Source organism: Sporolactobacillus nakayamae (genome assembly GCF_900113325.1).
Taxonomy (GTDB): Bacteria; Bacillota; Bacilli; order Bacillales; family Sporolactobacillaceae; genus Sporolactobacillus; species Sporolactobacillus nakayamae.
Window position 1 is genome coordinate 22,253 of the sequence record NZ_FOOY01000030.1, and the last position, 10,944, is coordinate 33,196.

Annotated in this window: 12 protein-coding genes; 10 read left to right on the forward strand and 2 right to left on the reverse strand. The window is 44.7% G+C overall.

What is annotated here, in order from left to right:
- Positions 1 to 267 precede the first annotated feature (267 nt).
- Genes BM003_RS15755 through BM003_RS15790 form a run of 8 tightly spaced genes read left to right on the forward strand, consistent with a single transcriptional unit; the run spans position 268 to position 6,837 of the window.
- Positions 268 to 1,077, forward strand: coding sequence for a pyrroline-5-carboxylate reductase family protein (locus tag BM003_RS15755; protein ID WP_093674610.1), 810 nt, complete (start codon positions 268 to 270; stop codon positions 1,075 to 1,077).
- Between the two features lie 2 nt (positions 1,078 to 1,079).
- On the forward strand, positions 1,080 to 1,850 hold the full coding sequence (locus BM003_RS15760; protein ID WP_093674611.1) for a VOC family protein: 771 nt from the start codon (positions 1,080 to 1,082) through the stop codon (positions 1,848 to 1,850).
- 13 nt (positions 1,851 to 1,863) lie between these two features.
- Positions 1,864 to 2,748: a transporter substrate-binding domain-containing protein gene (locus BM003_RS15765; RefSeq protein ID WP_093674612.1), complete on the forward strand. Its 885-nt coding sequence runs from the start codon at positions 1,864 to 1,866 to the stop codon at positions 2,746 to 2,748.
- A 22-nt stretch (positions 2,749 to 2,770) separates the two neighbouring features.
- Positions 2,771 to 3,469: an amino acid ABC transporter permease gene (locus BM003_RS15770; RefSeq protein WP_093674613.1), complete on the forward strand. Its 699-nt coding sequence runs from the start codon at positions 2,771 to 2,773 to the stop codon at positions 3,467 to 3,469.
- 13 nt (positions 3,470 to 3,482) lie between these two features.
- Positions 3,483 to 4,277: an amino acid ABC transporter permease gene (locus tag BM003_RS15775; RefSeq protein ID WP_093674614.1), complete on the forward strand. Its 795-nt coding sequence runs from the start codon at positions 3,483 to 3,485 to the stop codon at positions 4,275 to 4,277.
- Positions 4,264 to 5,004 carry an amino acid ABC transporter ATP-binding protein gene (locus BM003_RS15780; RefSeq protein ID WP_093674615.1) on the forward strand — a complete coding sequence of 247 codons (741 nt, stop codon included), beginning with the start codon at positions 4,264 to 4,266 and terminating at the stop codon, positions 5,002 to 5,004. Before BM003_RS15775 ends, BM003_RS15780 begins: the two co-directional genes overlap by 14 nt.
- A 45-nt stretch (positions 5,005 to 5,049) precedes the next feature.
- Positions 5,050 to 5,793: an SDR family NAD(P)-dependent oxidoreductase gene (locus BM003_RS15785; protein WP_177184837.1), complete on the forward strand. Its 744-nt coding sequence runs from the start codon at positions 5,050 to 5,052 to the stop codon at positions 5,791 to 5,793.
- A gap of 24 nt (positions 5,794 to 5,817) precedes the next feature.
- Positions 5,818 to 6,837 carry a uroporphyrinogen decarboxylase family protein gene (locus BM003_RS15790; RefSeq protein WP_093674617.1) on the forward strand — a complete coding sequence of 340 codons (1,020 nt, stop codon included), beginning with the start codon at positions 5,818 to 5,820 and terminating at the stop codon, positions 6,835 to 6,837.
- Positions 6,838 to 7,834: 997 nt separating this feature from the next.
- Here the strand turns inward: BM003_RS15790 and BM003_RS15795 are convergent.
- Positions 7,835 to 8,446, reverse strand: a complete 612-nt coding sequence (locus tag BM003_RS15795) for a hypothetical protein (protein ID WP_093674618.1) — start codon at positions 8,444 to 8,446, stop codon at positions 7,835 to 7,837.
- Positions 8,447 to 8,573: 127 nt separating this feature from the next.
- Between BM003_RS15795 and BM003_RS15800 the strand changes: the two genes are divergently transcribed.
- Positions 8,574 to 9,356 (forward strand): hypothetical protein, encoded by a 783-nt coding sequence (locus BM003_RS15800; protein WP_143128486.1) that lies wholly within the window; start codon positions 8,574 to 8,576, stop codon positions 9,354 to 9,356.
- Between the two features lie 118 nt (positions 9,357 to 9,474).
- Here BM003_RS15800 and BM003_RS15805 read toward each other — a convergent pair whose 3' ends face one another.
- Positions 9,475 to 10,224, reverse strand: coding sequence for an SDR family oxidoreductase (locus BM003_RS15805; RefSeq protein WP_093674620.1), 750 nt, complete (start codon positions 10,222 to 10,224; stop codon positions 9,475 to 9,477).
- Positions 10,225 to 10,501: 277 nt separating this feature from the next.
- On the opposite strand from BM003_RS15805, the gene BM003_RS15810 reads away from it, so the two are divergent.
- Entirely contained in the window at positions 10,502 to 10,843 is a 342-nt protein-coding gene (locus BM003_RS15810; protein ID WP_093674621.1) for a DNA-3-methyladenine glycosylase I, read from the forward strand.
- The last annotated feature ends 101 nt before the right edge of the window (positions 10,844 to 10,944 follow it).

Below are 10,944 nucleotides of genomic sequence, written 5' to 3' on the forward strand. Positions count from 1 at the left end.
TGCAGTTCTAAATCGCGATCAGAGGTGAGTGTGAGATGAAATTAGTTTCAATGATGCTGATGTGTTGTGTCCAATTCATGTGTATGAATCTAAATGGCTTTGTACGGCGCAGATCCATTGGTATCGAATTGACTGAGGCTGATTTCACTTGATAGTCACCCTTTACGAGTGAAAAAGTATTTTCGATTACAAAGTATGGATGAATACGTCGTCTCTAAGCCCAATCAGCTTTAAGACGATTTTTTTTGCAAAATGGAGGAGAAGGATATGACAAAGTCTTTATACGCTATTGGCGGCGGACAAATGGTTGAGGCGATCATTCGTGCGTCATTAAAGAATCAGGCGATTTCAGCGGATACAACACAGGTTGTAGATATTAGCCCGAATCGAGTTCACTACTTAGAGGAAAGTTATCACGTGACCGCAGACACAGAATTCCGACCTGAAGCGTTAGAAAATGCGGACATTATCTTATTGGGCGTTCGCCCGCAGGATGATTGGGCAGCAATTGCCAAACGGATTGGCGCGAGCGGCCTGAAGAAGCCGTTGGTTTCGATCATTGCCGGTGTCACGATCGAGCAATTGGAGCATGCACTGGAAACTCCGGATTATCCGCTCGTTCGTATTATTCCGAACACGCTAACGGACACAGGCTTCGGAGTTACTGGAGCAGCGCTGAATGCAGCAGCAAAGCAAGCGGACGTGGATGAATTTCTGAGGAGCTTCGGAAAAGTTGACTATATTCCTGAAGAACAAATTGATAGTTATACCGGTTATGCGATTGCCGGACCAAATTATGTGTACAATTTCTATCTTGCACTGACCAATGCCGGCGTGCTTGGCGGATTGTCGAGAAAACAAGCGAATGAAATCGCGCTGGAGAACCTTCAGGGCGCAGCGAAAATGCTTGAGATTACCGGAAAACACCCTTATGAACTGTTGGATATCAATAACTCGGCAGGCGGTGTAGGCATCACAGCGCAACATGAACTGGATGCAAGCGACTTTGCAGCAGGTGTTCAAAATGCTGTACTCGCAGCGATCCGAAGGACAACAGAATTAGGAAAAGGGGAGTAAACATGGCTGTTTTAAATTGGGACCATACGATGATCAACGTTCAAAATGTCGATCAGGCTGCCCGCTTTTTCGGAGATCACGGCATCGTGTTTGCTCGTGGAGGGCGCCATGAAAAGTGGGGTACCGAAAATGCATTGGGCTATTTTGGTCTGAATTATATTGAATTAATCTCTGTATATGATGAGGCACGTGCCAAGGACTTTCCACGTGCAGGAGCTTCCGCTGTGTATGACGCCGTTCACGATTACGAGCAAAACGTGCAGCGGATCAACACTCTTGCAATCCGCACATCGGACATTGAAGCGACACACGCACGTTTAAAACAAGCTGGCGTTCCTGCCGGAGACATCGAGGTCGGCAAACGTCTGGACGAACAAGGGCATCTGATCACTTGGTCAATTTTCTTCATTGACGGCACCATTGATGGTTTGCCTTATCCGTTTTTCATTCAATGGCAAGGCAGTGATGAGACGCGCGAGCAGAAACTTAAAGATCAGGGACTCATCGTGTCGCATCCTGCTGGTGATTTGCTGGCGAGACAAGCTGTTTTCCATGTACCTGATCCGGAAAAAGCAGCCACTATTTGGGGCCAACTGCTTGATGGTCAATCAGAAAAAGCAGCTGCCGAATACCGTATACAGCTGCAAGATCGGCAATTGATTTTTAAACAGGGTTCGGAAAACCACATCGTTCAATTGAATTTTGACGGTGCGGGCGAACAATTAAAACAACAAACCATAGCGTTTGACCAAATAAAACTTTCATTTATTTAAAGGGGAGAGCAACATGAAAAAGTTAGACAAGATCATCATCGGAGTAATCGCGGCAGTTGTCATTGTCGCTGGAGGTATTTATTTTCTAGGTGGATTGGGTTCGAATAAGTCGGCATCTTCCAACAAAGCAGCAAGTTCCGACAAGCCAAAGGTAATTAAAGTAGCCTATGCGACCACGAACTTTCCGATCACGTATCAAAACGACAAGAAGCAAGGCGACGGCTATGACGTTGCGATCATGCGTGAAATTGATAAGCAATTGCCTCAATATAAATTCGACTATGTCGGTACAAGTGATGATGACGTATTAATCGGTGTTAAGAGCGGCAAGTACCAAGTCGGTGTTAAGAATATTTTCTATACAGCAGACCGCGCGAAGACCTATCTCTTTCCAAAGAACTATTTCGGTGTGAGTGACTCCGGCTTTGTTGTGCGCACAAAAGATAAGGATAAATTCGGCGGTTTGGCGAAACTGGCTAAAAACAAAGGCAAGCTTGTTCCCATTGCTCCGCAAAACGGACAATATGCGGTCATCGCTGATTACAACAAGAAAAATGATCCGAAGATCGATCTGGGAAGTGCCGATACATTTGTTGTTTCCGATGCTTTGAAGTGGGTTAACGAAGGCCGTTACGATGCATTCTTCGCAATCCGTCCAATGTTTGAAGCCCTTGTAGAAAAGAAAAACGGCGCCAATGCTGATTTGAAGGACAAGCTGACCTACGTTACGTTAGGCGGTATCAAAACGTATCCGCTCTTTAATAAGGATCAGAAGGAATTCGCTGCAGCCTATGACAAAGCAATTAAGAAGATTATTAATTCCGGAAAAGCATCAGAACTCTCAGAGAAATACTTTGGCCAGGATAACTTCAAGTTGCTCGATCAGCCATTTAAGTAATCAAAAAGTTGAGGGTATGTAAATGGATAATATCAAACTAATTATCAATTTTTTGGGTCAGTTGCTGCCGGCCATTAACATCACCTTAATTGTTTCGTTATCATCAATTATCTTAGGCAGTCTGCTTGGTTTGCTGCTGGCAGCGGCAAAAATGAGTGAGTCGGTTGTATTGCGGGTGCTTGCTCGTGTTTACGTGAGTGTGATTCGGGCAACGCCGTCAATTATCATGATTTTCGTGGTGTACTATGGCATGCCAATGCTTTTTAACAACTGGTTCCATACGAATATTGATGGCTGGAACCGCATGTACTTTGTCATTATTGCATTAACTGTTCTGTTTTCAGCACCGGCTTCTGAACTTTTTCGTTCGGCGCATGAGTCGATTTCCAAAGGGCAGATGGAGGCTGGATTGATGGTTGGTATGACGCCATTTCAAACGTTTTATCGAATCATTTTGCCGCAAGCCTTTGTCGTCGCACTTCCCAACTTCGCTAATTCAGTTGTTAATCTTCTCAAAGAAGGGGCATTGACGTTTACTATCGGGGTTGTTGACATGGTCGCCAAGGCACAAATGATTGTCGCCAATAATTCGGGCGGCTATGCTTGGCAGACGTATTGTGCTTTAGCGTTGATTTATTGGGTTATTTCACTGGCAGTTGACAAAGGCGTGTCTCTAGTGGAGAAATCCTATCAAGCAAAAAGAAAGACGATTGCAGTTTAAGGGGGCCGCTTAAATGTCATTAAATACAGACTTCATGGTAAAAGTTGCCCAAACAGCCATTCAAGGTGTTCCCGTCACACTGCAGATTGTCTTGGTTGCGCTGCTGATTTCATTGCCGATCGGTGTCTTATTTGCATTAATCAGGATCTATCGGATCAAGGGCTTGGAACTGATTGTGAAATTCTATGTGTCCTTGGTCCGAGGTACACCGATTATCGCACAGATTCTGATTGTGTACAGTGCGTTTCCGAGTCTGTTAAATATGATGATCGGCAAGGCAGCCTTCAGCATTAATCCAATTTATTATGCGTACATCGTCTTTACTTTAAACAGTATTGCGACCTTGACGGAAGTATTCCGCTCAGCGTTGCAGACGGTTGATAAAGGACAGATGGAAGCGGGGTTGATGGTCGGGATGCAGCCGCGTCAGGCCTTTTGGCGAATCATATTGCCGCAGGCGCTCATCTCGGCGCTGCCTAATATCGCGAACGCGACGCTCTACCTGATTAAGAATTCATCCTTGGCTTTCATCATGTCTGTTAAAGATATTACTGCGATTGCGAAAACGGAGGCGGCTTTTAACTATAATTTTCTGGAAGCCTACCTGGTTGTTTGGGTTTACTATCTGATTATCTGCTACGGCGCGGAAATCATTTTCAACCTGCTTGAGCGTTATTTCAGCAAGTATCGACGATCAGCTAAGAGAACAACCGGCTTTAACTGGAATCCTTTTAGTATTAAGCAACCGAAATTAGTAGTGAAAACAGATTTAGCAGAAAGCGAGAGGACCAACAATGCTCACAATTGAAGGCCTGAAGAAAGGCTATGAAGGTAATGAAATTCTAAAGGGCATCAGCATTGATGTGAACAAGGGCGATGTGATTTCGATTATTGGGCCCAGCGGTTCCGGCAAGACAACGTTATTACGAACAATAACCACTTTGGAAGCGGCTGATGGCGGGCATATTACATTTGCCGGAGTAGATAAAGATTTCGAGAAATTAAATGGAAAAGACATCAATACCATTCGACGCAATGTCGGCTTTGTCTTTCAGAACTATAACCTTTTTAACAATAAAACGGCCTTGCAGAACATTACGGAAGGCTTAATCGTTGCACGCAAAGTGAAGAAAAGTGAAGCGGAGAAAATTGCTTTGGATGCACTTGAGCGGGTGGGGCTCTCGGATCGTAAAAATCACTATCCGTCACAGCTTTCCGGCGGACAGCAGCAGCGCGTCGGCATTGCTCGGGCGATTGCGCTGAATCCGGAGGTTATTTTCTTTGATGAGCCGACATCAGCCTTGGATCCGGAACTTGTCGGGGAAGTGCTGAAAGTCATGCAGGATTTGGCAAATTCAGGGACAACGATGGTTGTGGTGACGCACCAGATGAGTTTTGCCCGTGATGTGTCCAATCGTGTGATCTTTATGGCAGACGGGCACATTGTCGAACAAGGCGATCCGAAAAAAATATTTGAGAATCCTTCTGAAGAACGAACAAAGAAGTTCTTGACGGACATTTTAGCAAACGTATGAAGCTGTGTGATTTAAGCCGAATCAATGAAGGAGACAGATAGCAGCATGGCAAGCGATGAGAAACATGTAATAGTTACCGGAGCAAGCAGCGGCATTGGCCGGGCAGCTGCGATTGCTCTAGCTGATAAAGGGTACAACGTGCATCTAATTGGCCGAAATGCGGAGCGTCTGGCTAAGGTACAGGCCGAGACAAGCCGTGAAGGCGTTCAAAGCACAACCTATCAATTGGAATTGACCGATAAGGCAGCTGTTCAGCAGGTGTTTGATGAAATCTATGCAAAAACCGGGCGTATTGACGGGTTGGTCAACTCGGCAGGTATTTTCTACACGACGGATGTATTCGACTATGATGATAAATCATGGAAGGAAATCATGGATGTTAACTTCTATGGAACGCTGTACCCAAGTCTGGCACTGCTTCCGAAACTGATCGCTCAAGGATTCGGCAGCATTGTTAATGTGACGTCTGTCGATGCTTTTGACGGAATCGCGAATTACGATGCGTATGCTGCCTCAAAGGGTGCAGTAACCAGCTTGACAAAGACATTGGCGCTGGAAGGAGCGCCAAAAAATGTACGTGTTAATGCGGTTGTTCCGGGGATTACGGATACGGAAATGACGCATGAGCGTCTTCTGGAAAACATTGAAAAGTACCGCAAAAAAGTGCCAATGCAGCGTGCGGCTCAAGCGTCTGAAGTTGCAAAACCGATCGCTTTTCTGATTTCCGATGATTCAAGTTACATCACCGGTCAGAGTCTCCATGTCAATGGCGGATGGCGTCTCGCATAAGGCAAAATACAGGGAGTGACTGTTGTGACAGAAAACAAACATCAGATTTTACTCGATGCGCTCGATAATAAGCCGACAGACCAAGTGTTGGCCGGATTTTGGCATCACTATCTGTCTGATGAGAAGAAACAAGTGCTTGGCTACCGTGATCAGGCGGTGATCGATGACGTTGTTGCGCGGCAACAACGTTTCTATGATCGCTATAAGCCTGATTTTACAAAGATTATGAGTGACGGATTCTTCCTGCATCCCAGCGTGATTGACAACACATTTGAAACGCCGGAAGACCTGAAGAAGATTCAGCGCATTGATGCGAATGATCCATGGATTACGCGTCAAGTTGCAGCGATTAAAGCAATCGTTGCACACTACAATGGTGAAATCGGCAGCTTTTACAATATTTTTTCGCCATGGTACCAGTTGCGCTTGCGTTTTGAGATCCTTGAACAGGATTTCGAGAAGATTTACCGCTTTTTAAGAGAAGATCCTCAGGCGATTGCTGATGCATTTGCTGTTCTTGCCGATGACCTGATTGTTTTAAGTACCAAATTGATTAAGGAGTCGGGGATTGACGGCATCTATCTGTGCGTGCAGCAGCCGCAGGATTCAGTCATTAGTACGAAGCAGTGGCAGCAGTTCGTGCAGCCCAGCGAGGTGAAACTGCTGAGCGCAGTGCAAGATGTTCATGATTATAACATGATTCACATCTGCGGCTTTGAAGGCAAACGGAATCGCTTAGGCGACTATACGAACTATCCGGTAAAAGCGTTCCACTGGGCTTCTTATGTTGAAGAAGTTTCCTTAAAAGAAGGAAAGAAACTGTTTGACGGCCGCGCGGTGATGGGTGGTTTTGAAAATACGGAGAACGGTGTCTTCTATAAAGGAAGCAAAGAAGAAATTCAGGCGGAGACAAAGCGTCTGCTCGAAGAAAACGGACATCAAGGCATTCTGCTCAGCGCTGATTGCAGCATCCCGTTTGACACCGACGACGCGCATGCCGCGTGGGTTTCCGAAGCAGCGAACGAAGTGAATGTTCGTCGGTAAGTTGAAGAATGAAGCAAAAAAGCGATCCGAACGCCTTCGGATCGTTTTTTTACGGCATTTCCTAACAAGAAAAGAAAGTTTAGCGTTGTACTTTGCTGATACGATGATAGGTCATAAAGTGCGAATTCCCAATTCGTACTGACCGGTTGGGCGATCAGGTAAGTGCCTTAATCCGAGAATAAACGGAAAAATTCCGCTTATTTAGAAAATAAATGAAAAAATCGCTTAAATAGACGGAGAAATTCCGCTTATCGGATCGAAAAACGTGAAAAGGGAGGGATTTTCCATGAATAAGCGGAAAAATTACCCTTATTTACCTGTGAAACAAGCGCCATGAGGGAAATAACCGGAAAATCTCCGCTTATTTCCCTCGCTCCTTAATTAAGGACCAAAATGATTTATTAGAAAACTTGGCTTCGCCAAGCCTCTGGCGAAGGCGAAGACTTAGTTGCGCTTACACTCGTTTCCTTGAATCTTTAATTTTTTTATACTTTTTTATCAGTGTTAGAAAACTTGGCTTCGCCAAGCCTCTGGCGAAGGCGAAGACTTAGTTGCGACGGCCATGGACGGCCTAGTGTCCGGTGAGCCGCAGGACGCGGCGTTTTTTCGGACCGCTTACACTCGTTTCCTTTAAATGTTTTCTTATACTTTCCTACCCGTGTGGAATAGAACTGTCTGTTCAAGCACAAGCTTGATGATTCAAAACGACCATTTGGAGTAAAGGAGTTCTCGCTAAACTTTAATTAAAATAGGAAAAGGAACTTGCCTTCAGCACGCAGACGTGTGGTCACAGCAGAGAGTTCTTTGGTGACGTATATGAGCAAATCTTGTGCCGCAGGACTTCGTTTTTTTTCCCGCAGACACCAACTACTGTACAGCCTCTACCCCTTGCTGTTTTCTGACATTGATAGCAAAACATCCTAAGAGCTGGGGAAGTTCGGCAGCTCGCGAAGCAGGTGTGGTACCTTTTATATGAATTCTAAATAGATGCGTTCACCTATTTGTTTAGAGATGCAGCAAACACTTTTCTTGTCTCGTTTAGCAGAATAAATAATTGAAAGGCGGTAGTGAGCATATAGAGGAAGAGCAGGGCGAAGAGGACGGCTCCCGCGGTCTGATTAAGATTGATCGTGCCTGAAGCATCTTTTGTGAATAAGATTCCTGTTGTAATGATGAGAAATGTGACGACACTATAGGACAAAAAGAGCCAACCGGTCCAATTCGCCTTTGAAGCGAGTTCGGCGTTCCCAATGCGTTGTGCCTCTTGCTCAATGCCTTTACATAAGTGATAGACGCAGTAGATAAGCAGAATGGTTGTTACTGCAGAAAAAGTGAGTGAAAAGATTCTTCCGCTAGTCTGAGCATTGTTGATGACACCATTTAAAACAGCGGAGTGCCGGATGAAGAGGTCTAATGCTGATAGAGGAATTAAGAGCAGGCTCGAATGTTTTACTCGTATAAACCGATCGTTCTGAATAGAGGATAGTAGTCTATTTGTGCCGATAAAAACTAAAATATAGCCAACGACATCAGGCAGAACATCGATTGAAGCAATATTAAATTGGAAGAATATAAAAATGAATGCGACCAGCAAGTGGCGAAAGCCCACAAACTCATCCCCAATTCGATTTTTTAATGATGACTTGGTATCATTATACACTATACAGGCTGCATGAAGGGGGAGATTACCAATTAATAGAAAGCTATTGATTTTGTTTTCTGTGAGTATAGCTTTGTTGTTTGTTTACGCAGGTTATACATATCTGGATCAGCTTTATCAATCCGCTGTGATCGCAGACCCTGAAACGTTGCAAGTTCAGGATCAACCATTTCGCCCGGGTGATCGTAGTCAGCAGCATTCAGATGCAACGGGGGTTCAGTTTGCAAATGATTCGCTTGCGGGCAAATCAAAGATGAAACAGTTAACTGAAATGACCGGCCAAGTGGCAGATCAAGATAACATTTATTTGAAAATGACATCGAATCATCAGCAATACCTGTCCAAAGAAGACTATAAACGCGCGCTTAACGAAGCGTTTCATTCCAAATTTCCTCAACGAACACAGTTCATGCGTATTCGTTTGACGCTTATTTACGAAGGACAGCGTAAATTTGCACTGATCGGCGACGAACAGGTAGACTATAGCCCGGCAAACTTGAAACCGAGTTCAATAGCCATTCACTATAGGCAAGAGTTTCGTTCACTATCCAGCACCGCGAAACAGACATGGGCGAGTGTTCCGGAATTTGAACCTCATCGTTTATCCATTGCCAGACGGTCCTATCGTCCATCTGATGTACCCAACGATCAGAATGAACCATTTTTTGATAACAGTAATCAAACGAGTATTGCCTACCATGTTGATTGGCAGCAGCCTGCCTTTCTCCAGGATCTTGTCGGGCTTAATTTTACCTATGTAACTGAATTTGAGATCCCGAAGAATAGTTCGCGTGCGGATGTCTATGTGCAGCAAGCACAACCTGAACTTTCCAAGCAACTAACGTATTCACTTAACTAGTTATGACGTCGGAAATGCTGCTGAATTAAGTGTTGAAAAAAGAATCGAAGACGATCCGCAAAGGATACCTCCGATTCTTTTTGATGGTTAATTTTGCATTGCGAGGCACTGCGTTAAATTAGTTTCTCTGCGCGGTTGGGCGTATGATCACTTCGTTGATGGATACATCGTCCGGTTGGCTGATTGCGTAAGCGACAGCGTTGGCAATCGCTTCCGGCTTAATACCGTTGAATTTCTCTTTTTCTTCAACCTGTTTCTTGAGTGTTGGATCTGTTATTGTGCTTGGAAGCTCGGTTTGAACAGCTCCGGGCGAAATGTCGGTGACACGAATCCCGCTGTACGGAGACTCTTCCAACCGCAATCCTTCGGCAATGGCCCGAACCGCAAACTTGGTTCCACTGTAAACCGCCCATCCTCCCGGATTTACGGCAAAACCGGCAACAGAATCGGTATTGATAATATGTCCTGAATTTTGGCTGCGCATAATTGGGAGTGCGGCCGCAATTCCGTAGAGGACACCCTTGATATTGACATCAATCATACGTTCCCATTCATCAACTTTCAAATCGCGAAGTGGGGACAGCGGCATCAGGCCTGCGTTGTTGTAGAGCACATCAATTCGACCATATTTTTCAACGGCAAGATTAATCAGTGATTGAACGTCTTCTTTACGTGTCACATCTGTTTTTTGATAACAGGCGTCTCCGCCATTGTTGATGAGTTCAGAAACTAATGCATCAAGTTTTTCCGTACGGCGCGCACCGAGAACGAGCTTGGCCCCTTCATTGGCAAGCTTTCGAGCAGTGGCTTCGCCGATACCGCTTGATGCGCCGGTAATGACAACAACCTTATCTTTAATCTGTTCCATCTGACTGACAGCCTCCAGTTTTCGTGTGTTTAGTGGCAGAGCATGGATTACTAACAATTATGATTTTTGCGAACCGGGTTGTACAGCATCAATTGTGTAAAAATAGTGGTATCAGGGGAGTGGAGCTGATGCAAATGAATAGCAACAAAAGAGTACACCGCTTATTCATTAAATATGACAATATGTCGTCATATTTAATGAACTATAATGGCATTACAGTCATAAAGATTAAATCGGTAAGAAAGCAGTCGATGAAATCAAATAATAAGGAGAAATTATGGAATCTACTTGTTCATGGGCAAAGACAAATGAACTCATGCGCCTCTATCATGATACTGAATGGTGCAGGCCAAATCATGATGACCGCTATATATTTGAACTGCTCGTCTTGGAAGGCGCGCAGGCAGGTCTGTCTTGGTCAATTGTACTAAACAAAAGAGAAGAGTACAGGAAGGCATTCAATAATTTTGATATTCAGTACTGCGCGAATCTAACGGACCAAGATATCGATCATATACTATTGAACACCGGAGTCGTTAACTATAAGTTGAAAGTGAACCTCCCACGACTAAAGTCGCGGGCTTCTGATCTCTCAATCAAAAGTTCCTGCGAACAATAAGCTTGCCCAACACGACTTATCATTGGGTAGCGGCTCATTTCTTTGAGCAGGCGAACCCCGTCGTTCCGACGGTTCTTAGCTTTTATTCAGCCCTCAATTGA

Bases quoted from the DNA above. Each gene is read 5' to 3' on its own strand.
- BM003_RS15785 (WP_177184837.1), top strand. From the start codon at position 5,050: ATGGCAAGCGATGAGAAACATGTAATAGTTACCGGAGCAAGCAGCGGC.
- BM003_RS15755 (WP_093674610.1), top strand. From the start codon at position 268: ATGACAAAGTCTTTATACGCTATTGGCGGCGGACAAATGGTTGAGGCG.
- BM003_RS15770 (WP_093674613.1), top strand. From the start codon at position 2,771: ATGGATAATATCAAACTAATTATCAATTTTTTGGGTCAGTTGCTGCCG.
- BM003_RS15810 (WP_093674621.1), top strand. From the start codon at position 10,502: ATGGAATCTACTTGTTCATGGGCAAAGACAAATGAACTCATGCGCCTC.
- BM003_RS15775 (WP_093674614.1), top strand. From the start codon at position 3,483: ATGTCATTAAATACAGACTTCATGGTAAAAGTTGCCCAAACAGCCATT.
- BM003_RS15765 (WP_093674612.1), top strand. From the start codon at position 1,864: ATGAAAAAGTTAGACAAGATCATCATCGGAGTAATCGCGGCAGTTGTC.
- BM003_RS15760 (WP_093674611.1), top strand. From the start codon at position 1,080: ATGGCTGTTTTAAATTGGGACCATACGATGATCAACGTTCAAAATGTC.
- BM003_RS15780 (WP_093674615.1), top strand. From the start codon at position 4,264: ATGCTCACAATTGAAGGCCTGAAGAAAGGCTATGAAGGTAATGAAATT.
- BM003_RS15805 (WP_093674620.1), bottom strand. From the start codon at position 10,224: ATGGAACAGATTAAAGATAAGGTTGTTGTCATTACCGGCGCATCAAGC.